16 protein-coding genes and 1 pseudogene are annotated in these 22,859 nt (G+C 71.5%); 10 read left to right on the top strand and 7 right to left on the bottom strand.

Annotated features, from left to right (window positions below; all coding sequences use genetic code 11):
• Nucleotides 1-20 precede the first annotated feature (20 nt).
• Both O9280_RS02465 and O9280_RS02460 read left to right on the top strand, forming a co-directional pair.
• Nucleotides 21-1,793 (top strand): autotransporter assembly complex family protein, encoded by a 1,773-nt coding sequence (locus tag O9280_RS02465; protein ID WP_298338292.1) that lies wholly within the window; start codon nt 21-23, stop codon nt 1,791-1,793.
• Nucleotides 1,793-5,578, top strand: a complete 3,786-nt coding sequence (locus O9280_RS02460; protein ID WP_298338290.1) for a translocation/assembly module TamB domain-containing protein — start codon at nt 1,793-1,795, stop codon at nt 5,576-5,578. The genes O9280_RS02465 and O9280_RS02460 overlap by 1 nt, the downstream gene beginning before the upstream one ends.
• Nucleotides 5,579-5,599: 21 nt before the next feature.
• Here the strand turns inward: O9280_RS02460 and O9280_RS02455 are convergent, their stop codons facing one another.
• Together O9280_RS02455 and O9280_RS02450 are read right to left on the bottom strand one after the other, a co-directional pair.
• Complete coding sequence (locus O9280_RS02455) at nt 5,600-5,950, bottom strand: nuclear transport factor 2 family protein (RefSeq protein WP_298338288.1); 351 nt, start codon at nt 5,948-5,950, stop codon at nt 5,600-5,602.
• Nucleotides 5,951-6,027: 77 nt separating this feature from the next.
• Nucleotides 6,028-7,896 (bottom strand): autotransporter domain-containing protein, encoded by a 1,869-nt coding sequence (locus O9280_RS02450; RefSeq protein ID WP_298338286.1) that lies wholly within the window; start codon nt 7,894-7,896, stop codon nt 6,028-6,030.
• A 218-nt stretch (nt 7,897-8,114) separates the two neighbouring features.
• Here O9280_RS02450 and O9280_RS02445 point away from each other — a divergent pair, with 218 nt between their 5' ends.
• Genes O9280_RS02445 through O9280_RS02435 form a run of 3 tightly spaced genes read left to right on the top strand, consistent with a single transcriptional unit; the run spans nt 8,115 to nt 13,222 of the window.
• Nucleotides 8,115-10,343 (top strand): patatin-like phospholipase family protein, encoded by a 2,229-nt coding sequence (locus O9280_RS02445; protein WP_298338284.1) that lies wholly within the window; start codon nt 8,115-8,117, stop codon nt 10,341-10,343.
• Entirely contained in the window at nt 10,333-11,250 is a 918-nt protein-coding gene (ubiA, locus tag O9280_RS02440; RefSeq protein ID WP_298338282.1) for a 4-hydroxybenzoate octaprenyltransferase, read from the top strand. The genes O9280_RS02445 and ubiA overlap by 11 nt, the downstream gene beginning before the upstream one ends.
• Nucleotides 11,251-11,305: 55 nt before the next feature.
• A complete protein-coding gene (locus O9280_RS02435; RefSeq protein WP_298338280.1) occupies nt 11,306-13,222 on the top strand; it encodes a TonB-dependent receptor in 1,917 nt (638 codons plus the stop codon).
• Between the two features lie 19 nt (nt 13,223-13,241).
• Here O9280_RS02435 and O9280_RS02430 read toward each other — a convergent pair.
• Nucleotides 13,242-13,889, bottom strand: a pseudogene (locus tag O9280_RS02430) (ComF family protein); the annotation flags it as partial.
• Between the two features lie 71 nt (nt 13,890-13,960).
• On the opposite strand from O9280_RS02430, the gene bioB reads away from it, so the two are divergent.
• From bioB to bioC, 4 genes are read left to right on the top strand one after another with little or no spacing between them, the layout of a single operon-like run.
• Complete coding sequence (bioB, locus tag O9280_RS02425) at nt 13,961-14,971, top strand: biotin synthase BioB (protein WP_298338276.1); 1,011 nt, start codon at nt 13,961-13,963, stop codon at nt 14,969-14,971.
• Nucleotides 14,972-14,976: 5 nt separating this feature from the next.
• A complete protein-coding gene (gene bioF, locus O9280_RS02420; RefSeq protein WP_298338274.1) occupies nt 14,977-16,164 on the top strand; it encodes an 8-amino-7-oxononanoate synthase in 1,188 nt (395 codons plus the stop codon).
• Between the two features lie 5 nt (nt 16,165-16,169).
• Nucleotides 16,170-16,952 (top strand): pimeloyl-ACP methyl ester esterase BioH, encoded by a 783-nt coding sequence (gene bioH, locus O9280_RS02415; RefSeq protein ID WP_298338375.1) that lies wholly within the window; start codon nt 16,170-16,172, stop codon nt 16,950-16,952.
• Complete coding sequence (bioC, locus tag O9280_RS02410) at nt 16,949-17,824, top strand: malonyl-ACP O-methyltransferase BioC (protein ID WP_298338272.1); 876 nt, start codon at nt 16,949-16,951, stop codon at nt 17,822-17,824. Before bioH ends, bioC begins: the two co-directional genes overlap by 4 nt.
• Before the next feature lie 3 nt (nt 17,825-17,827).
• Here bioC and O9280_RS02405 read toward each other — a convergent pair whose 3' ends face one another.
• The 4 genes from O9280_RS02405 to O9280_RS02390 all read right to left on the bottom strand — a co-directional run bounded on the left by O9280_RS02405 (nt 17,828) and on the right by O9280_RS02390 (nt 20,119).
• Entirely contained in the window at nt 17,828-18,205 is a 378-nt protein-coding gene (locus tag O9280_RS02405) for a VOC family protein (RefSeq protein ID WP_298338270.1), read from the bottom strand.
• Nucleotides 18,202-18,573 carry a hypothetical protein gene (locus tag O9280_RS02400; RefSeq protein ID WP_298338268.1) on the bottom strand — a complete coding sequence of 124 codons (372 nt, stop codon included), beginning with the start codon at nt 18,571-18,573 and terminating at the stop codon, nt 18,202-18,204. Before O9280_RS02400 ends, O9280_RS02405 begins: the two co-directional genes overlap by 4 nt.
• 89 nt (nt 18,574-18,662) lie before the next feature.
• Nucleotides 18,663-19,076, bottom strand: coding sequence for a ketosteroid isomerase-related protein (locus O9280_RS02395; RefSeq protein ID WP_298338266.1), 414 nt, complete (start codon nt 19,074-19,076; stop codon nt 18,663-18,665).
• Complete coding sequence (locus tag O9280_RS02390; RefSeq protein ID WP_298338264.1) at nt 19,073-20,119, bottom strand: pyridoxal-phosphate dependent enzyme; 1,047 nt, start codon at nt 20,117-20,119, stop codon at nt 19,073-19,075. Before O9280_RS02390 ends, O9280_RS02395 begins: the two co-directional genes overlap by 4 nt.
• Before the next feature lie 117 nt (nt 20,120-20,236).
• Between O9280_RS02390 and pepN the strand changes: the two genes are divergently transcribed.
• A complete protein-coding gene (gene pepN, locus O9280_RS02385) occupies nt 20,237-22,858 on the top strand; it encodes an aminopeptidase N (protein WP_298338262.1) in 2,622 nt (873 codons plus the stop codon).
• Nucleotide 22,859: the final 1 nt, after the last annotated feature.

The raw sequence follows: 22,859 nt of genomic DNA, 5'->3' as shown, positions 1-22,859 counted from the left end.
GCTGGCTGCTCGCGGTCGGGATGGCGATGGCCTTCGGGGCGTCGGCGGTCCGTGCCGAGGCCGCCGAACCGGAACCGCCGCGCATCCGCGTCGTCGACATCACCTTGGCCGGCCTGCCGGACGAGGAGGCCGCCAACGCCCGCCTTGGCATGACCCTGGCGCGCTTGTCGGTGAAGCAGCGCAGCGATCTCAGCGAGGCGCGGCTGCAGTTCCTGCTGCGGCGCATCCCGGGCGAAGTAACGAAAGCGCTCGAACCCTTCGGTTGGTACTCGCCGGTGGTCGACGTGCGCCGCGAGCTGGCGCGTGACGGGGTGCGCATCCGGGTGAACGTCGATCCCGGCGAGCCGGTGCGGGTGAAGACGCTCGACGCCGACATTACCGGCGAAGCCCGGGACGATCGCTTCGTGATGCGCGAGTTGCCGAAGCTGGAGCCCGACGTCGGCGAACGCTTCGTCCACCTCGATTACGAGGCGTCGAAGTTCCGCGTCGAGCGCAAGCTGGCCGATCGCGGCTACTTCGAAGCCAAGCGCACCACCGCACGGGTGGCGGTGAGCCGCGCGGGGAAGACCGCGGACGTCCTGCTTCGCTGGGAGTCCGGGCCGCGCCACGCGATGGGCGAGGCGCGCTTCGCCGCGAACCAGTTCCGCCCCGGGCTCCTGCCGCCGCTGGTCGATTGGACCGAGGGCGAGCCCTACCACCGCAACAAGCTCGACCGTCTGCGCGCGCGGCTGGCGCAGCTCGACTACTTCGCCCTGGTGGAGGTGGTGCCCGCCGAAGACGGGAAGGGCGACGCCTTGCGCGTGCCGATCGACATCACCACCACCCCGGCGAAGCGCACGGCCTACACCGCGGCGCTGCGCTTCGGTAGCGACACGGGCGTGGGCGTGCGCGGCTCGATGAACCGCCGCTGGGTCAACGACCGCGGGCACAAGTGGCTGTCCGATTTCGAGTGGTCGCAACGCCGCAGCGGTTTCACGACGCAGTACCGCACCCCCTCGCTGCGGCGCTTGCCCGGATGGTGGGGCACGCGCATCGAATACCTCGCCGAGGACCCGGAGTCCGCGCTCGGCTACGAACGCCTCGGCCTCGGTGCGGGTTGGTTGGGGCGGCGTGATCCCTACACCCTCTCGGGCCGTGTCGTGTTCGCCGAAGAGCGCACCAAGCTGCTGCGACGCGACCGCTTCCCGGATGCGCGGCAGACGATGCTGTATCCGGAGCTCAGCGCCACGTACCGGCGCGTCGAGGACCCGCTCAATCCCGATGATTCGCTGCAGCTGACGGTAGCGCTGCGGGCGGGCGTGATCGAAGCGGCTTCGAACCGCCAGCGCTTCGCCCAGCTCGAGATCGGTGCGCAGTGGCTGCACAGCCTCGGTGATTCGCAGGCGGTGATCCTGCGCGGCGAGGCGGCCACGACTGCCTACGACGGTTCGCTGGAATCCTTGGCGTTCCCGACCTCGCTGCGCTACTTCGCCGGCGGCGATCGCAGCATCCGCGGCTACGGGTATCGCGAGATCGGGCCACGCTTCGAAGGCGAGACCCTCGGTGGCCTGCACCGGATCGTGGCCAGTGCGGAGTACCAGTACTTCTTCACAGAGGAATGGGGCGCGGCCGTGTTCGTCGATGCGGGCGACGTGTTCAACACGCGACGCGGGTTCGATCCGAAGATCGGCATGGGCGTCGGCGCGCGTTGGCGTTCGCCGGTCGGCCTGGTCGGCGTCGATGTCGCGCAGGGCCTCGACGAGGCCGCTGGTGGCGGCACGCGCCTGCACCTCAGTTTCGGGGTGGGTTTCTGATGGCGCCGCGGGCGCTCATCGCAGGCCTGTGGCGCTGGGCGCTGCTGGGCGGCGTCGCGCTGATCGTGTCCGCCGTTCTCGGCGGGTGGTGGCTGCTGGGCAGCGGGGGTGGGCGCGATGCCGCGCTCGAGCGCGTGATCGCCGCGCTGCCCGAGGGCGCGCTCCGCATCGGCGACCGCGAGGGCAGCCTCGCCGGCGGCCTGCGCCTGCGCGATGTCGTCTTCGAAGACGCGTCGATGCGCATCGAGATCGGCGTTCTGGAAGCCACGCCACGCCCTCCCGGGCTCGGTGGGCCGACGACGGTGAACCTCGCCGCGCTGCGGCTGCGCGGACTGCGCGTGTGGTCCAAGGACGCGCCCGACGAGCCGACGCCAGCGTGGCCGGATTTGCTGCCTCGGCTTGAGATGCCGATCGCGCTGCGCGTCGACACCGTCGAGGTCCGCGACATCGTCGTGCACCCGGCCGGCGAGGCGTCCCCGCCGATCGTGATCGACCGCGTGGCGGGCACGCTCGCGCTGCAGCCCGGCCGTCTTGCGCTGGAATCACTCGAGGTCGAAGCGCCGCAGGGCCGCGTGAGTGGCGCGGTGCAGTACCTCCCGTCGGAGGACTTCGCCACGCGACTCGCGCTCGACGGCGAACTTGCGGCGGGCGCGCGCATCGCGCTGCGGCTCGATGGCACGCTCGCGACGGGCCGAGCCACGCTCGAAGGCCGCACTGGCGGCCCGCTGGTGATGGCCTTCGACTGGCAGGACGCCGCGCGGCTCGACACGCTGTCCTGGACTTTCGCGCTCGATGCGACGCAGCTGGAGACCGCCTCGCTCGGCCTGCCCGAGCAGGCCCCGATCGACGCCACCCTGCGGGCCCACAGCCTCGTTGCCGCTGCGGTTGAGGCGCCGGTCGCGACGCCGGGCCTCCACGTGGGCCTCGCTGGGCGCGTCGCGCAGGACGGCGTGGACGTGGCGCTGCGTGATTCGCGCCTGCGTCTGCACGACGGCGTGCTGCATGCCGAGCCCCTCGCGCTGTCCCTGCTCGACGGCCACGTCGACCTGACCGGCACCTACGGGCTTGATGACGGCGCCGCCGACCTTGTGGTGCGCGCCGATGGCGTCTCGTGGGGCGAAGGCGAGGCGCGCGTGCAGGCGGAGGGCCAGGCCACGTTCGCCGGCCGCGTCGATGACTGGTCGGCCGAGCTCGATCTCGACCTCGCGCGCGGCGAGCAGCGGGCGACGCTCACCGGCCTGGCGCGCGGCGACGCCGAGGCCATCGTGCTCGCGCCGTTCACGCTGGCGACGCCCGGCGGTGCCTTCGAGGGCGAGGCGCGCTACGCGCGTGACGCCACGGCGGCCTTCGCGCTCGACGCCACGATGCGCGAACTGGACCCGGCGTGGCTGGCGCCGGAGTGGCCGGGACGGATCGAGGGGACGCTGCGCGTCGACGGTGCCGCGCCGGCCGACGGGCCGCTGCGCTACGTCGCGGAGCTCGCGTCGCTCACCGGCAATCTGCGCGGCCAGCGCATCGACGGCGACGCGCGGGTGGAAGCCCGGGGCGACGCGCTGCAGGTCCAGACCGAGTTCGCGCTGGGCGAAGGCCGCATCGCCGTCGACGGCGCCTTGGCCCCTGCGCTGGATCTGGACATCGCGCTCCGCACGTTGGAGGTGGCGCCTTGGCTCGATGGCGCCCGCGGCGTACTCGATGGTCGCCTGCAGGTGGCGGGCACCGCCGAACGGCCCGCGATCGAGGCGGATCTCGCCCTGCTCGACGGCGGCTGGCACGACTTCGCCTTGCAGCGCCTCACCGTGCGCGGAGCCCTGCCGGCGCGCGGTGATGGCCGCATCGCGCTGCGCGCCGATGCCCTGTCGCAGGCCAAGTCCCGCATCGCATCGATCGAACTCGCCCTCGAGGGGCGCGTCGACCGCGGGCGCTTCACCCTCGCCACCCGCGGCATCGACGCGCCCAACCTGCCGGCGCCGACGCCCGGCGCGCGCGGTCGCCTCGAGGCCCGCGGCGCCTGGCGCAGCAGCGACGGCTTCGAACGCGGCGAGCTCACGCTGGAAGCGCTCGACGGCGAATTGCCCGCGTTGCCAGCTCTCGCGCTCGCGGCCCCCGCCGCCGTGGTCTGGCGCGGTGCCGACTGGTCCTTGCCGTCGCCGGCCTGCCTGCGGCTTGCCGGGAGCGCTCGTCTCTGCGCGGAAGGCGATGCCGACGACGCGCGCCTTTCCGGGCAGGAACTCGACCTCGCGTGGCTCGCGCCCTTCCTGCCCGACGACCTCGATACCCCGCTGGAACCCCGTGGCCTCGTGACGCTGCAGGCCGCGCGTCGGCGCGTCGATGGCGATGTCGTCACCACCGCGCGCGTCGATGCCCCGCAGGGCCGTCTGCGCGTGGGCGGTGCCGCGCCGGAGACGGTGTTCGGGTGGAACGGCCTCGTGCTCGAAGCCACGCAGTCGGGCGGCTGGCGCGTCGATCTGCGCGTCGATCTGCGCGCCGACCTGCTGCCGGATGGCCGCCTCGAAGCGCGCGCTTCGGCCGACGCCGCGGGCGTTCTCAATGGCGAGATCGCCGTACGTGCCACTGACCTGAGCCTGCTCGAAGTCATCAGCGCCGATCTCGTCGCACCGCGCGGCACCATCGACGGGCGCCTCGTCCTCTCCGGCACGGTCGAGGCGCCGCGCTGGCAGGGCGCCCTCGCCGCGGCGCCGTTCGCCGTCGAGCTGCCGGCGCTCGGCATTGCGATCGTCGATGGCGAACTTCGCGTCGAAGGCGGCGAAGACGGCCAGCTTCGGCTGCGCGGCCGATTGCCGACCGGCGACGGCGCGCTGGAGATCGCCGGCCAATGGAGCGAGGACGATCGCCCGAACCGGGTGACGATTCGCGGCACCGACGTGCGCGTGCTCGATACGCCCGACGGTCGCGCGTGGATCAGCCCTGCACTCGATCTCGAGGTGGCCGACGGCGTGGCCACCTTGCGCGGCCGCGTCGACGTGCCGCGCGCCGAGCTCGCGCTCGATCGCTTCGAGCAAGGCGTGGCGGCCTCGTCCGATGTCGTGGTCATCGACGATCCGACCGCCGAGGCCTCCGCCGCGGGCCTGCAGCTCGATGCCGATTTCACCGTCGCGCTCGGCGACGACGTGCGTCTTCGCGGCTTTGGCTTCGATGGTCGCCTCTCCGGCGAGCTGAAGCTGCGCGATCGCATCGACCGCGAGCCCCGCGCCCGCGGCACGCTCGAGCTGGCCGGCGAGGTCCGCGCCTACGGGCAGCAGCTCGACCTCGAGCGCGGCACCCTGCGCTGGGGCAACGTCGCGATCGACGAGCCCACCATCGACGTGCGCGCCGTGCGTCCGGATTCCGAGCCGGAAGTCGGCGTGGCCGTATCCGGCACCGGCGTGTCGCCGATCGTCGATGTCTGGTCGCGCCCGCCACTCCCGCAGGCCGAGGCGCTGTCGTGGCTGATGTTCGGCCGTCCCTTGGCGTCCGCCGACGGCAACGACGCCGCCCAGCTGGAGCAGGCCGCCACCTCGCTGGGCGGCAGCGCCGTGGCCCAGGCGGTGGCCGGGAAGGTCGGGCTGGACACCGCCAGCGTCGGCGAGTCGCGCGCGCTGGGCGGCACCGCGCTCACCGTCGGCAAGCGCATCACGCCGAAGCTCTATGTGAGTTACGGCATGGCGCTTTCGGGCACCGGGCAGGTCGTCACCGTCACGTACGCGCTGCGGCGCTGGTTGGCCGCGCAGGTCGAAACCGGCATCGAGCAGCGCATCGAGCTCGAAGCGAAGTTCGAGCGCGACTGAGCCGCCCGCCGCGCGGCGGGCTCAGGCCGGCGCGATGAACCACACGCGGCCGATCAGGCCGTCCGTGCCCTGTTCGTAGACCGCGACGACCTCGCGCTCGCCGCCCGGCAGGCCGACGACGTGTTCGTGGTCGAGCACGCGTCGGCCCAGGTCGATCCGGTGCAGCAGCCGGGCGTGCAGGCCCGCATGGACGAAGCGCTCGCGCGCGTAGAAGGTTTGCAGCGCCTCGCGGCCCTGCAGGAAGGGTGCTTCGTCCGGATGGCGGTGGCAGCGCACGTCGGCGCTGAAGCAGGCGGCGAAGGCCACCGCGTCGCGGGTGTTGTAGGCGTCGAGCTGGCGCTGCACCAGCGCCGCGAAGTCAGGGTCCGGCATGGGGGCAGGATGCCAGAATGACGAAGGCCGCCCCGAGGGGCGGCCTTCGTTCACGCGTGTCGCTTCGGTGCTTCCGATCAGAAGCTCATCGTCAGGCCGAGGCTGAGCGAATCGCGGTCCACCACGTCGTCGCCGAAACGGCCGGTGTAGGTGACGTGGCCGCTGAAGTTCTCCGAGAAAGTGAAGCCGAGGCCGACGTCGGCGCTGGTCCAGTCTTTCGCCGGGGCGAAGCCGTCCAGAGCAAAGCGACCGCCCATGCTGTTCGAGCCAGCGTTGACGACCGTGCGGCCGTCCTCGTCTTCGCTGTTCCGGGCCACGCGGGCGTAGGGCTGGATGCTGCCGAGATCGGCCTTGGCCTGGTAACCGAAGCGCGTGACCATCGACTCGCGGGTGAACTCGCGGAAGTTCATCGCCGTCGAGGTGATGGCGTCCTCGGAGAACTGGCCGACCGTCACTTCCTGCCAGACGACGCCCGCGAACGGACCGTGCGTCAGGTTCTCGCCCTTGAAGACGTAGCCGATGCCGAGCTCGCCGGCGACATGGTCGGCGTCGGTCTCGCCCGTCTCCGAGCGCACCGTCGGGCCGAGCACGATGTTGCGCGCCAGGTCGAGGTTGGTGCTGCCGCCGCTGGCGATGGCGTTGAGGTAGAAGCCACCGAAGTTCAGGACGCCGTAGCCGGAGAACAGCACGGTGTTGCCGTCGATGGTGCCGCCCACCGGGTCGAGGTTCTGGTTGCCGATGCTGGCCGCGACGCCGAAGGTGAAGGTCTCGTTGACCTGGTAGTTGGCGCCGCCGGTCAGGCTGAAGCCCGTGCTGTCCGCGCCCGGCGAGAAGCTCGAGCCCGTGATCTCGCCGCTCGAACCGGTGGCGCGGAGGTAGCCGCGCACCGTGCCGTCCTCGCGGTCGAAGCGGTACTCGTCGAACAGGCCGTTGGCGATCGCCGAGCCGTGGTCGTCATAGGCGGCGATGGCGGTTTCCGGCGCAAGCGAGACGATTGCGGGCGCGTTGATGGTGGCCACGGTCACTTCGGCCAGCAGTCGGTGCGCCGCACCCGTCGGGTGCACGCCGTCGGCGAACAAGAACGTGTTGTTGGCGCCTGCGGCGACCTGCGCGTTCGGATTGCAGAACAGCGAGCTGCCGCCCGGCAGCACGGAGAGGTTGCAGGCCGTGCCGGTGACATTGGTGAAGCCGAACGCGCCCGGGTTGGCGCGCACTTCGTTCACGAGGCCGAAGACGTTGATCGGGATGATGCCGGTGCCGAGCTGCGACAGACCCTGCGACAGCGCGCCGTTGAAGCTGACCGTCGCCAGCGAGGCCAGCGGGCCGGCGGCGGCGAGCGGGCCCGCCGAGAACTGTGGCGTCACGCCGAGGTCGGGCAGGTTGAGCACGACGATGTTGCGGGCACCGGCGGCCTGCAGTCGGCCGACCTGCTGGACCACGGCAGTGGCGATCGGGACGCCGCCGACCGACGCGTTGGCCGAGGCGGTGGCCGGGTTCGAGGCCCACACCGGGATGTCGCCGAACAGGTCGTTGGCGCCCATCCACACGGTGAACAGGGCATTCGGGTTGGCGACGGTGGTGCTGCCGCGCAGGTACTGGTCGATCTGCTGGTTCAGGCGCGGCACGGCGAAGGAGCTGCACGGCGGCGAGGTGGCGCCGGTCGCCACGCGACCGCAGGCGCCGCCGAAGGCGAAGTTGGAGCCGCCGGCCAGCGAGGCCGTCTGGGTGAAGCCGAAGTAGCGGGCCAGCAGCTCGACCATCACCGGATCCGGATTGGTCGTGAAGCTCTGGCTGGCGCCACCGGCAGGGTTCTGCACGAGTCCGACGTTGCCGGCGTCCGACAAGCTGTCGCCGAAGGTGACGACACCACTGAAGCGCTGCGCATGGGCCGACGAGGCGGCGAGGGCCAGCGCGACGGCGCCGACGATGAGACGGGTGCGGGGCATCGGTAACTCCTGGACGGAACGGAACGAGGGGTGGCAGCAAGGCGCGGTCGCCGGGAGGGGCCGCGACGGGGGTCACATTAAAGCAAAGTTACGGGTGCCCGCCATACGCCGCCGTTCGTTGGGCCGAACGACGGAAAATCATGCTGCGGTGCCGCATCGATGCGGTCGACGGTCCGCGACCGGGCATCATTCACAGCGAACCAACGGAGCGGAAACGCATGCGTCGAACCTTCAACACGGTCCTGCTCGGCGCCCTCGTGCTGGCGCTGGCCCCGGCCCTTCCGGCCGCCGCGGCGACGGCCACGGGCGAACGCCCCTGCGTCGGCCTCGTGCTGGGCGGCGGTGGGGCGCGGGGGGCCGCACACGTCGGCGTGCTGAAGGTGCTGGAGCGCGAGCGCATCCCCGTTTGCGCCATCGCCGGCACCAGCATGGGCGCGGTGGTGGGTTCGCTGTATGCCAGTGGCATGCGCCCCGCCGAGATCGAGGCCGCGCTCGCCTCCGTCGATTGGCAGGACCTGTTCAAGGACGACCCGGTCCGCGCCGGCCTGCCGATGCGTCGCAAGGAGGCGCAGCTCAACTACCGCGCCGAACTGGAAGCCGGTTGGCGGGACGGGGCGCCGGTGCTGCCTTCCGGCGCCGTGCAGGGGCAAAAGCTGGGCCTGCTGCTTCGACGCCTGATGCTCGACGCGTCGCAGACCACGCACTTCGACGACCTGCCGATCCCGTTCCGCACCATTGCCACCGACATCGTCAGCGGCGAGCGCGTGGTGTTCGCGGAGGGCGACCTGGCGATGGCGGTGCGCGCCTCGATGGCGGTGCCCGCGGTGTTCGCGCCGGCCGAGATCGACGGCCGCATCCTCGTCGACGGCGGCATCGTCGACAACCTGCCGGTCGGCGTCGTGCGCGAGATGGGCGCCGACGTGGTGATTGCGGTGGACGTGGGCAGCCCGCTGCTGGCGCGCGAGGACATCCGCACGCCGCTCGATGTCGCCTACCAGATGGTCTCGGTGCTGATGCAGGAGCAGACCAACCGTTCCATCACCTCGCTCGAGGCAGGCGACGTCCTGATCGTGCCGCCGTTGGGCACCTTCTCCAGCGCGGCCTTCGACCAGGCGGTGTCGGTGATTGGCAAGGGCGTGGACGCCGCCGAGGCGGAGGCGCCGCGTTTCCGCCACCTCGCCTTGCCCGAGGCGGAGTACGCCGCGTGGCGGAGCGGCCGGCGCATCGCCCCGCTCGACCCGGCGCCGACCATCACCTTCATCGACGTGGCGCCGGGCCGCTCGCGCACGGAGCGCCTCGTGGCCTACCGCGCGCAAGGGCTGGTGGGCGGGCCGCTCGATCCCGAGGCGATCGACGCCGCCGTTGCCGGCACCTATGCGGAGGGCGCCTACCAGAGCCTCGGCTGGCGCCCGGTGCAGCGCGATGGCCAGACCGGCATCGAACTGCTGCCGGTCGACAAGGCTTGGGGCCCCGTGTTCTTCAACGTGGGGCTGCAGATCGCCGACGATTTCGCCGGCAACAGCGACTACCAGCTCACCGCCGAGCTGCTGAAGACCGGCGTGAGCGGCGATGGTGACGAGCTGCGCGCCCTGCTGCGCCTCGGCCAGGTGATGGAAGTCTCCGCCGACTGGTTCGCCCCCATCGACCTCGACCGCCGCTTCTACGCCAGCCTCGACACCGGCTACCGCGCCTTCGACGTGCCCTTCGTCATCGGCACCACGCGGGTGGCCGATTTCCGCGTCTCCCGCACCACCTTCGGCGCACGCGTGGGCTTGCAGACCGATCCGCGCTGGGCCCTGGAGGCCACGATGCGCCGCTCGCGCTTCCTCGGCCGCGAGGTGGTCGGCACCTTCGATGTCGAAGACCTCACCCAGCAGACCAGTTCGTTCGGCGTGCGCGCCGTCTGGGACACGCTCGACCGGCTGAGCTTCCCCAGCCGGGGCTCGCGCGCGGTGCTGTCGATCGACCGCTACGAGCCGGTGCTCGGCGCGGAAGGCGAGGGTTGGGTGGCGCGCTGGCGTTCCGATACGGTGCTCTCGCGCGGCAAACACCACCTGCTGCTCGGCACGCGCTGGGCCGACACGCGCGACGCGCCGCCGGAGCTCGCCGCGTTCTCCACGCTCGGCGGCTTCCTCAACCTCTCGGGCACGCTGGAGCGCAGCCTCACCGGGCAGGCGCTGGGTTACGGCCGCGCCGTCTACTACTACCGGCTTGGCGATGCCAACGCGCTGTTCGCCGTGCCCACCTACCTCGGCGCCAGCGCGGAGATCGGCCAGGTCGGCGACGACGCGCTCGACTTCAGCTGGGAGCGCTCGACGCGCGCCGGCGGCGTGTTCGTCGGCATGAGCAGCCCGTTCGGGCCGATCCTGTTCGGCTTCGGCCGCACCAATCGCGGCAACGACACGTGGACGCTCAACTTCGGCAACCTGATCCGTAATGAAGACTGATCTTTCCCCGGCGCCGCTGGCGGCGCACCTGCCGCCGGCATGGCGCGCCCGCTACGACGCCAGCTGGCGGCTGATGCGCGCCGACCGGCCGATCGGCTGGCTGCTGCTGCTGTGGCCGACGCTGGTGGCGCTGTGGTTGGCCTCGGACGGCCTGCCTTCCTTGCACCTGCTGCTCGTGTTCGCCGGCGGGGTCTGGCTGACGCGCGCGGCGGGCTGCGTCATCAACGACTATGCCGACCGCTGGCTCGATGGCCGGGTGAAGCGCACCAAGGCCCGGCCGCTGGTGGCCGGCGAACTGTCCGGCCGCTTCGCGCTGGGCCTGTTCGCGGGCCTGATGCTGGTGGCCTTCGCCCTCGTGCTGACGACGAACGCGAAGACGATCGCGCTGAGCGGCGTCGCCCTCGCGCTGGCCGCGGCCTACCCCTACATGAAGCGCCACACCTACCTGCCGCAGGTCTGGCTCGGGCTGGCCTTCAGTTGGGGCATCCCGATGGCCTACACCGCGGCGCGCGATGCGTGGCCGCCGCAGGAGGCCTGGCTGCTGCTGTGCGCGAACCTGCTGTGGACCACGGCCTACGACACCTGGTACGCGATGGTGGACCGCGAGGATGATCGTCGCGCCGGCGCCAAGAGCACGGCCCTGCTGTTCGGCGACCTCGACGTGCCGGTGATCGCCGTGCTGTTCGCGCTGGCGGGGCTGTCGATGGGCCTGCTCGGCCATCGGCTCGAACTCGGCCTCGTCTACTGGCTGGGCCTCGTGGCCGCCGCGGTGTTCGTGGCGCAGCAGTTCGCGCAAGGCCGCTCGCGGCACCCGGACGACTGCTTCGCGGCCTTCCTCGCCAACAACCGGGTCGGTGCCGCCGTGTTCGCCGGGGTGGCCCTGCATTTCTTCGTCGTTTCGACTTGATCCGGGAAAGCCTTTGGAGGAGGCTGCCCCGAGGCTGGATGCGCGGAGATAGGCGATGCCCCATCGGTGTGTCCGTCTGCTGCTGTGCCTCGGCGCCGTGCTCGCCGCGGCTGAGGCGCGGAGTGCCGTCGGTCCGTCGGCGGAAAGCGCGCTTCTCGACCTCAGCCTCGACGACCTGCTCGCCCTCGAGGTCAGCGGCGTCGGCTTGAGCACCGAGGGCGCTCGCGGCTCGGCGGCGATCGTCGATGTCGTGACGCGCAAGGAATGGGAGGCGATGGGCGCCCGGACGCTGGTGGACGTCGTCGCCCTGCTGCCCGGGACGCGCGTGCTGCAGCGGTCGACCTTCACCAATGCCTTCACGTCGTTGCATGGCACGGCGATCAACGACAACGACAACCACCTGCTGATCCTCGTCAATGGCCTGCCCTGGCGGACCTCCTCCGTTGGCGGCAGCAATCGCCTCCTCTACGACGCGTTTCCGCTGGCCGTCGTCGAGCGCGTGGAGCTGGTCCGCGGGCAGACCGTCACCTTGCACGGAAGCAACGCCGTGGCGGGCATCCTCAACATCGTGGTCCGCGGCGACGCGGCGTCCGAAGTGATGGGGCGCGTCTCGAGCAAGGGGGGCGTGGACGGCGCGCTCTCCATGCACTGGGGCGAGGGCGACAAGGGCCTCCGGCTGACGGCCGCGCAGCAACAGGGCCTCGATGCTTGGGCGATCCCTGAAGGAACGCGGATTGCGGCCAACACGCCGATCGCCGGCGATGTCGCCCAGCGAGGACGCAGCCTGTCGCTCTCCGCGCGGAGCGGTCGGACCGCCATCGATCTTCTCGGCATGGATAGCCTGGCATCGACGATCGGCACGTTCTCTTCGCCGACGAGGCCGCGTGCCCAGGACCGCTCGGCGCTGGCGCAGGTCCAGCACGCGATGCCTGTCGGAGCCTGGGTGCTGCATGCCTCGGGGCAGCATGGGTGGAGCCGGCTCGATTACGACACGTTCAAGGGCTGGTCCCGACGCAGTGCGGCGCGGGTGGCGCTCGAAGCGCCGGCCGACGGACGACTCCGCGGTTGGTTCGGCACCCAGTACGAATCGGCGACCGGGCAAGTCGACGGGCTCTTCCCGCGCTGGTCGGAGCAGACACGATCGGTCTTCGCGCAGGCGTACTTCGATGTCCGCGCGGACTGGACGCTGGGCGCCGGCCTGCAGTGGCAGCGGATCGGGAATGGATTCAGCGATGTGACGCCGCAGGCGAGCCTGGTCTGGGCGCCCGCGTCCTCGCCCTGGCACCTCAAGGCCGTCAGCGGACGGACGTTTCGCAACCCCGGGCCGGCCGAGCTGTTCAGCTCGGCCTCCTTCCAGCGGGGCAATCCCGCCCTCGTTCCGGAGCGCGGCCAGCTGGATGCGCTCGAGGTGGCCTACGCCTCCGGTGAATGGGCCTGGTCGGCGCGCCTTTTCCGCCAGCGGCTGGCGGATGTGATCGTCCTCGTCAGCCTCGGCGCGGGCCAGCGGGAGTTCCGCAACCTGGTGTCGGCGGACATCGCGGGCAGCGAGGTGCAGCTTCGATGGCGCCCGAAGGCGCGCTGGGACCTCGACGCGTCGTGGCAGCACATCGCCCGGGCGGACGACACCCTCGAACCGCGCGATATCGGCAAGATCCAGCTGGCCCATTTCGCCGAGGGCTGGTCGGCCGGCGTGGCCGTGGAATCCGCCGGCGCGGCGGCCACCCGCTCGACGATCACACCGGTGCGGCCGGCCTTGAACCTGCCGGCCTCCGGCTATGCCATCGCCCGCGCCCACGTCTCCGCCGACGTCGGCGCCTGGTTCGGGCGCGCACCGGACCGCGCCTCGCTCACGGTGAGCGTCGAGAACCTTACGGGCGAGGACGTCCGCCAGCCCTCGGCCGGCGCCCAGTTCAACACGCTGCCCCATCGTTCCGATCGACGCCTGTGGTTGGGCGTGGGCTTTCCGCTCTGAGGGCGCCGTTCCCCGGCGCGGGCGCCTGGGCCACGACCCACACGTCCACCCGGGCCACGCCCGCCGCCTTCAGGGTGCGCACCGCCGCCGCGGCCGTGCTGCCGGTGGTGAGCACGTCGTCGACGAGGGCCACGTGGGCCGGCAGCGGCGCCCGGACGCGGAAGGCGGCCTCGAGGTTGCGCTGTCGGTCGCGGGCGTCGAGCTCAGTCTGAGGCCGGGTGTCGCGCTCGCGGCGCAGGGCGTCGACGAGAACGGGCAAGCCCAGGGCGCGGCCCCAGTCGCGGGCCAAGCCGAGGGCCTGGTCGTGGCCGCGCTGGCGCAGGCGTCGGCGGTGCAGGGGCACCGGCACCAGCGCCTGCGGCCGGGGCGCCACGCGGAACGCGGGCAGCGACAGGGACGCGAGGCAGCGGCCGGCGGCGAGGTCCTCATGGAATTTGTAGCGCGTGAGCAGCGGTGCCGAGGCCGCGTCGTAGCGGAAGGCGGCATGCAGCGCCGTGCCGAGCGCCTGAAGGGCGGGGACCGGCGCCATGGGCGCGGGGCGGAGCAGGGCCCGGCAGGGGGCGCACAGCAGGGTGTCGGCCGGGGCCGGGGCATCGCAGCCGAGGCAGGCCGAGGGCAGGGCCCAGGCCTCGAACGTGCGCCAGACGGTGGCGAATGGTGCGGACATCGCGGTTGACAGGGCAGGGGGCGGTTTCCAGACTGCCCGGGCTCACGGCCTTCCGCCGTCGGAAATCTCCCATGCCTGCCGTCATCCGCCATGACTGGACGCGAGAGGAAACCCTCGCGCTCTTCGACCTGTCCTTCCCCGAATTGTTGCACCGCGCCAGCCTCGTGCACCGCGAGCGCTTCGATCCCACCGAAGTGCAGGTGAGCACCCTGCTGTCGATCAAGACCGGCGGCTGTCCCGAGGACTGCGCTTACTGCCCGCAGAGCGCGCGTTACAGCACCGGGCTGAAGGCCGAGAAGCTGATGGCGCTCGACGACGTCATCGCCAAGGCCGCGGCGGCCAAGGCCGCCGGCGCCACGCGCTTCTGCATGGGCGCGGCGTGGCGTTCGCCGAAGGACAAGGACGTGGCCGAAGTCGCGAAGATGGTCGGCGCCGTCAAGGCGATGGGCCTCGAGACCTGCGCGACGCTGGGCATGTTGAAGCCCGAGCAGGCCGCTTCGCTCAAGGTGGCTGGCCTCGACTACTACAACCACAACCTCGACACCGCGCCGGAGTTCTACGGCGACGTGATCAAGACCCGCGAGTACCAGGACCGCCTCGACACGCTGGAGGCGGTGCGCACCGCCGGCCTGAAGACCTGCTGCGGCGGCATCGTCGGCATGGGCGAGACGCGCGAGCAGCGCGCCGGCCTGCTGCAGACGCTGGCGAACCTGCCGGAGCACCCGGGCTCGGTGCCGATCAATCGCCTCGTGCAGGTGGAAGGCACGCCGCTGCATGGCACGGCCCTGCTCGATCCCTTCGAGTTCGTGCGCACGATCGCCGTGGCGCGCCTGATGATGCCGGCCTCGATGGTGCGGCTCTCGGCCGGCCGCAACGAGATGAACGAGGAGCTGCAGGCGCTGTGCTTCCTCGCCGGTGCCAACTCGATCTTCTACGGCGAGAAACTGCTCACGACCGGCAACCCGGACGTCGAGGCCGACCAGGCCCTGTTCGCCCGCCTTGGCCTGAAGCCGATGGCCGTCGTCGAGGAATCGAAGACGGTGCATGCCGACATCGTCTGCCCCGCGCCGCAGGCGGCCTGAGCCGCATGTCGCGACCCCGCTGGAGCGAACGCCTCGCCGTCGCGCAAGCCAGCCGCGCGCGCAGCGACGCGCTGCGTCGTCGCCGCGTGGTCGAGCGCGTCGAGGGGGTGCACGTGGTGGTCGACGGCCAGCCGCTGATCAACTTCTGCAGCAACGATTACCTCGGCCTCGCCGGTTCGCTCGACGCCGTCAGCGCGCTGCAGGAGGCGGCCGCGTGGCACGGCGTCGGCAGCGGCGCTTCGGCCCTCGTCAGCGGCCACCATGTGCTGCACGCGCGTTTCGAGCGCGAGGCCGCGGAGTGGATGGGCTACGAGCGCGCGCTCTACTTCCCCAGCGGCTACACGGCGAATCTCGCCGTGCTGCAGGCCCTGCTGGACGGCGGCGATCTCTGCGTGCAGGACAAGCTCAACCATGCCTGCCTGCTCGATGGCGCGCGCCTCGCCGGCGCGGAGCTGAAGCGCTATCCGCACCGTGATTTCGGCGGCGCATTGCGCCAGCTGCAGTCGATGCCCGAGGCGGCGGCGGTGCTCGCCACCGATTCGGTGTTCAGCATGGATGGCGATGTCGCGCCGCTGCGCGAACTCGCGCTGGCGGCCACCGGCGAGCACGCGCTGTTCGTCGTCGACGAGGCTCACGGCGTGGGCGTGATGGGGCCGGAGGGCCGCGGTGCCTGCGCGGCGGCGGGCCTCTCGGCGCGCGACGTGCCGGTGCTGGTCGCACCGCTCGGCAAGGCCTTTGGCGGGCAGGGTGCGCTGGTGTTCGGCGGCACGCCCCTCATCGAGCACCTGTTGCAGAGCGCGCGGCCCTACGTGTTCAGCACGGCCGGTGCACCGGCGCTGGCCGCGGCCATGTCGGCGAACCTCGAAGCGCTGCGTACCCAGGGCTGGCGGCGCGCCAAGCTGGCCTCGCTGGTGGCGCGTTTCCGGCGCGGTGCGTTGCGCCACGGCCTGCCGGTGCTGGAATCGAATACGCCGATCCAGCCGCTGGTGCTGGGCGGCAACTCCCGCGCGCTGGCCGTGGCCCGCGTGTTGGAGCAGCAGGGCTTCTGGGTGGCGCCGATCCGACCGCCGACCGTGCCCGATGGCAAGGCCCGCCTGCGCATCACGCTCACCGCCGCGCACACCGAGATCGAGGTCGACGCCCTCGTCGACGTGCTGGCCTCCTGCCTCGAAGACATCGACACCGGGGCATGAGCGCGCTGCATGTCGAAAGCACCGGGCAGGGCCCGGCGCTCCTGTTGGTGCATGGCTGGGCGATGCACGGCGGCGTGTTCGCGCCGCTCGTCCGCGCGCTCGAAGCGGCATTCAACGTCATCACCGTCGACCTGCCCGGCCACGGCGGCAGCCGTGACAGCGCCCTGCCTTTGGGGCTGGACCCGGTGGCCGATGCCTTGGCGGCGCTCATCGACGCCCAGTCGTCGAAGCACGCGTTGGTGGTCGGCTGGTCGCTCGGCGGGCTGGTCGCCACGGCCCTGGCGGCGCGGCATCCCGATCGCGTGCGTGGCTTGGCGATGCTCGCGGCGAGCCCACGCTTCGTGCAGGGCACTGATTGGCCGGCCGGCATGGACCCGCGCGTGTTCGAACTCTTCGGCGAAGAGCTCGGCCGCGATTACCGCGGCACGCTCGACCGTTTTCTGATGCTCGAGGTCCAAGGCTCGGCGCATCTGCGCGAGGAGCTGCGCTATCTGCGTGACGCCGTCTACGCCCGTGGCGAACCGGCACCGCGCGCCCTGCAGGAGGGCTTGGGCCTGCTGCACGACAGCGATCTTCGCGCCGCGCTTCCGGGCCTCGCCATGCCCAGCCTGTGGATCGCCGGCCGCCGCGATCGTCTCGTCAGCCCGCAGGCGATGCAGGCCGCCGCGGCACTCGCGCCGCGCTCGCGCTTCCAGCACTACGACCACGCCGGCCACGCGCCTTTCCTCACCGATCCGAAGGCCGTCGCCGAAGCGCTCACGGCCTTCGCGTCATCCTGCACGCCATGAGCGTCTTCGATCCCCGCGCCGTTCGCCGCGCCTTCGGGCGCGCGGCCACCACCTACACCCAAGCCGCCGCGCTGCAGCGGGAGGTGGAATCGCGCCTGCTCGAGCAGCTGGGTTACCTCGACGACCGCGTGCCGGCGCGCGTGCTCGATCTTGGCAGTGGCCCCGGCAGCGCCGCCGCGGCGTTGAAGGCGAAGTGGGGCCGCAAGAGCGACGTCGTCGCCATGGACCTCGCCCTGCCGATGCTGCGCGAGGCGCGGTCGAAGTCGCGCTTCTGGCGGCCGATCCATGCCGTGCAGGGCGATGCGCAGGCGCTGCCGTTCGCCGATGCGGCCTTCGATCTCGTCTTCTCCAGCCTCTGCCTGCAATGGGTGGCCGACCTTCCGAAGGCACTGGGTGAGCTTCGCCGCGTGATGCGCGAAGGCGGCCTGCTGGTGTTCAGCACCTTCGGCCCGGACACGCTGGTCGAACTGCGCGAGGCTTACGCGCAGGCCGGCATCGAGCCGCCGCTCTCGCCTTTCGCGGCGATCCAGCAGGTGGGCGATGCGCTGGTGGCGCAGGGCTTCAAGAACCCGGTGATCGAGCGTGACGCGTACACGCTCACCTATCCCGACACCACGGCGCTGATGCGCGAGCTCAAGGCGATCGGCGCCACCGACGCGCGCGGCGATCGTCCTCGTGGCTTGAGCGGTCGCGGGCGGCATCGCGCCGTCGCCGCTGCTTACGAGGCGTTGCGCCGCGACGGCGTGCTGCCGAGCACCTGGGAAGTCGTCACCGCCATGGCCTGGGCGCCGCCGCCGGGCGCCGCGCGCCGCGAGGGCGGCGCCGACATCGCCACCTTCCCGGTGGAGAAGCTGACGATCCGGAAGCGATGACGCTCAGGTGGCCGATTCGTCCGCGTAGGTCGCGAACCGCAGTCGATTTCCGTCCGGGTCCATCATCGCCATCTCGCGCGTGCCCCAGGGCATCTCGGCGGGTGGTGACACGTGCAGGGCCAGCCAGTCCGGCAGGGCGCGGTACACGGCATCGACGTCCGGGACGATGAAGAACACCGCGCCGCCGACGTTGCCATCGCCGGCGTGGCCGCTCAGGAAGATGGTCTGGCCGGCGCGAGTGAGCTGCACGAACAGCGGCAGGCCCGGTTCGAACTGGTGGCGCCAGTCCTCGGCAAAGCCGAGGCCTTCGATGTAGAAGCGCAGGCTGCGTTCCGCATCGGTCATGCGCAGCTGTGGGATGACCGTCTGCGTCCGCGTCATGCCTTGAGCTCGCCCTTGGACTTCGGGGACTCGCCGTCCTCGCGGCGCAACATGCGGCCATCCACTTCCATGGTCCATTCGCCGTCGGACTCGGTCGGCGGCTGGCCGACGTCGAAGCGGGTCACCAGCGGGCCGACGCCCACTTCGAAGTCGTCGCCATCGAAGGCCTTGAGCGGCGCGTCGATCGAAACCGTTGAGCCGCCGTCTTGGCGGTGGTAGACGACCTGCCCTTCCGGCGTGATGAGTAGCGACACTCCATTGCCGCGCCAGTCGCCGGCGTAGTCGGCGCGATCGGCGGGGAGTGGCTTCGCGCAGGCGCTGAGCATCGCCACCAGCAGTACGCTCACGATCGGAAGGAGAATGCGCATCAGAAGGCCCTCTTCAGTACGGCGGTCACCCGTGCTGCCAGCATACGGCGGTCGCGTCGTGGATCGTCGCGCGGGCCGCGGCCCGGCGCTCAGCCCGCCACCTGGCGGATCCAGTCCTCGAGGTTGTACGTGTTCGTGACGCGCGTGATGCGCCCATCGCGCACATCGAAGAATGCGCCGCCCGGCAGCACGTAGCGCTGGCCCTTCGCGGGCGGCAGGCCCTCGTCGTCGGCGAGGTACTCGCCGTGCACCTCGTACTCGGCGGCGGTGTGCGTGCCGTCCGGCGAGGCGAGGAAGCGGAGGCCTTCGAGGCGTTCGCGGTAGCAGCGGTCCATGCGCGCCATGAAGGTGCGGAACGCGGCTTTGCCGTGCTCGCGCGGGCCCTGGTTCAGGTCGTGGACCACGTCGTCGGCGAGGCAGGCGAGCATGGCCTCGCGATCGCCGGCGTTGAACGCGGCGTAGTAGCGGGTGACGAGGGCGAGGGTGGCGTCGTGGGCGTTCATGCGTTGGGCGGGGCGAGGGCGAGGAGGGCGGGCAGGGCGTCGAGATCGACGTTGCCACCGGAGAGGTTGATCCCGACGCGCAAGCCGGCGAAGCGTTCGCGGTACTTGAGCACCGCGGCGAGCGGCACGGCGCAACTGGGCTCGATGACGATCTTCAGGCGCTCCCACACGAGGCGCATGGCGGCGACGGTTTCGGCATCGTCGACCAGCAGCACGTCGTCGCAGTGCTCGCGCAGGATGTCGAAGGTCAGCGGCCCCAGTTCGGCGCGCAGGCCATCGCTGATGGTATTCGCCGTGCGGCCGGTGATCCGGGCGCCGGACTTCAGCGAGTCGTGGCCGTCGCGCGCGCCCTCGGGCTCGGCGGCGATGGCGAGGATGCGCGGGTCGATGCCCTTCGCAGCGATGGCCGTGCCGCTCATCAGGCCGCCACCGGACAGCGGCGCCATCACGACGTCGAGCGCCGGCGTGGCATCGCGCGACTTGCCGCGACGGCAGGCCTGGTGCAGCAGCTCCAGCGTGGCCGTGCCCTGCCCGGCGATGACCCGCGCGTCGTTGTAGGGATGCACGAGTTCGCCGCCGGTCTCGGCGAGCACGCGCGCCGTGGCCTCGTTGCGCGCGGACTGCGCGACCTCGCAATCGACGATGCGCGCGCCGTTGCGGGCGATGGCCTCGCGCTTGATTCGAGGCGCCGCGCCCGGCACGACGACGGTGCAGGCGATGCCGCGCAGCCGGCAGGCCAGGGCGACGGCGGCGCCGTGGTTGCCGGAGCTCTGCGTCACCACGCCGCGCGCGGCTTGTTCGGGTGTCAGCGAGAACACTGCATTGGCGGCACCGCGGAACTTGAAGGCCCCGGCGCGTTGCAGGTTCTCGGCCTTGAAGAACAGCTGGCAGCTGGCGAGTTCGTCGAGCGAGCGCGAGCGCAGTACCGGCGTGACGTGGGCGATGCCGGCGATGCGAGCCGCGGCGTCACGGACGTCGTCGAGAGTGGGCGTGTCGTCGCGCTGGAGACGGCGCGCAGCGACGGGAGGGGCGTCGGCGTTCATGGGGGAAGTATGCCCGGGTGTCCGATTGTCGCGGTCCGGTCCGCAAATCCAGTCGTGGATACGTCGCCCACCGGCGGCGAGGGCTATGCTGCGCGGCCCCGCTATCACCACGCCCTGATGTCCGACACCGCCTCGCCGCCGATCCGCCTCGCCGACTACTGCCCGCCGGCATGGACCATCACCGACGTCGCGCTGGTGTTCGATCTTGAACGCGAATCGAGCGCGGTCGAGGCGACGCTGGCGCTGCGTTGCGATGACCCCGGTGCGACCCTGCGGCTCGACGGCGAGGACCTCGAGCTGCTGGCCATCGAGCTCGACGGTCGCGCCTTGGCCGCGGAGGACTTCGCGCAGGACGGGTCGGGGCTGACCGTGCATGCGGCGCGCGGCCTCGCGGCCTGCACGCTGCGCACGCGCGTCCGCGTCCATCCGGCCGCCAACACCCGCCTCGAAGGGCTCTACACCAGCGGCAGCCTTCTGCTGACCCAATGCGAGGCCGAGGGCTTCCGGCGCATCACGTTCTTCGTCGATCGCCCGGACGTGCAGGCGCGCTGGCGCACCACGCTGCGGGCCGAGCGTGCGCAGTATCCGGTGCTGCTGGCCGGAGGCGATCGCATGGCCGAGTGCGATCTCGGCGACGGCCGCCACGAGGCCGAATGGCACAACCCGCACCCGACGCCCTGCTACCTGTTCGCGCTGGCGGCCGGGCCGATGGCCCGCGTGTCGAAGGCGATCACCGGCGCCGATGGTCGTGCGATCGAGCTGAACGTCTGGGTGGAGGGCGAGGACGCCGAACCCTGCCGCTACGCGCTCGGTGCGGTCGAGCGTGCGTTGCGCTGGGACGAATCGCGCTTCGGTCGCTGCTACGACCTCGGCGTGTTCAACGTCGTCGCCGCGCAGGACTTCACCATGGGGGCGATGGAGAACAAGGGCCTGAACATCTTCAACGCCCGCTACATCCTCGCCGACGAGCGCACCGCGACGGATGCCGATTTCATGGGCATCGAATCGGTGGTGGGCCACGAGTACTTCCACAACTGGTCGGGCAACCGCGTGACCCTGCGCGACTGGTTCCAGCTATCGTTGAAGGAAGGCCTGACGGTCTTCCGAGACCAGGAATTCACCGCCGACCTGCACTCGCGCGACTTGAAGCGCATCGACGACGTCCGCTTGCTGCGCGCCCGCCAGTTCGCCGAAGACGCCGGGGCCTTGGCCCATCTGGTGCGTCCGGCCGAGTACCGCGAGATCAACAACTTCTACACGCTGACGATCTACGAGAAGGGCGCCGAGATCGTCCGCATGCTGCATTCGCGCTTGGGCGAGGCGGCCTTCCGCGCCGGCATGGACCGCTACTTCGCCGACAACGACGGCCGGAGTGCCACGCTGGAAGACTTCTACGCCGCGCACAGCGCGGCCACCGGCATCGACTGCACCGACATGCTCGCCTGGTATGCGCAGGCCGGCACGCCCGTGCTGGACGTCGAGCGGTCCTTCGATCCTTCGACGGGCGGCTACACGCTGGTGCTGCGCCAGCGCCCGCCGGCGAACGTGCCCGATGCGGCGCCGCTGCCGATCCCGTTCCGCCTGGCGCTCTATGCCGCGGACGGCCGCGCCTTGCCGCCGCCCGACGCGCATGACGCCGATCCGATCCCTGGCGGTTTGCTGCTGCGCCACGCCACGCACACGCTGCGCTGGCAGGGTCTCGACGCCGAGCCCCTGCCGGTATTGAACCGCGGCTTCGCTGCGCCGATCCGCCTGCGGATGCCGATGCGGCCCGAGGAGCGGGCCCGCATCGTGCAGGTCGAGAGCGACGGCTTCGCACGATGGGATGCCCTGCAACACCTCGCGCTCGACGTGCTGCTCGCACGCGCGGGCGAATCCGTGGACGGCCTGGGTGATGTCGATGCCGCGGAGGCCGCGCTGTCGGCGGCGCTTGGCGCCCTGCTGGCGGACACGCAGGCGCACCCGGCCTTTGTTGCCGAGTGCCTGGCGCTGCCGGATTTCGACACCTTGGCCGACGCCGTTGCCGTGGTCGATCCGGGCGCGCTCGCCGCCGCCCGCGAACGACTGGGCCTCTCGCTTGCCACGGCCCATCGCGAGGCGCTGCAGCAGCGCGTCGATGCCCTCCGCGCCGCCGCGCGTGGCGGGCTCGACGATGCCGCGATGGCCGCGCGCAGCTTCCGTCATGCCGCGCTTGCGTGGCTTTCCCGGGTCGATGGCGGTGCAGCCGCGCGTCGCCTGTGGGCCGATGCTGGATCGATGACCGAGCGCATGGCCGCGCTGCGCGCCCTGCTGCATGCCAAGGCCGAAGGTGCGGCGCCGGCGCGCGAAGCCTTCGCCGCGGAATTCGCAGACCACGCGCTGGTCACCGACAAATGGTTGGCGGTCGTGGCGACGCGGCCCGCCGCCGATGCGCTGGACGATGTCGAGGCGCTGGTGGCCGGGCCCTATTGGCACCCGACGAATCCAAACCGCGTGCGCGCCATCGTCGGCAGTCTGGCGCGGCTGAACCCGGCGGCCTTCCATCGCGACGACGGCGCCGGCTATCGCTTCGTCGCGGCGCAGGTACAGGCCTTGGATGCGATCAATCCGCAGGTCGCTGCGCGCCTGCTCGGCGCGTTCGAGGGCTTGCCCCGGTGGACGGTGGCGGCCCGCGGAGCAGCCATCGCGGCCCTGGCGCCGATGCGCTCCGCGGCGCTCTCTCGCGACGTGGCGGAACTGCTCGGCCGCCTGCCCGCCTGAG

The organism is Silanimonas sp. (genome assembly GCF_027531545.1).
In the GTDB taxonomy this organism is placed as follows: Bacteria; Pseudomonadota; Gammaproteobacteria; order Xanthomonadales; family Xanthomonadaceae; genus Silanimonas.
This window is presented reverse-complemented; position numbering and strand designations above follow the sequence as displayed.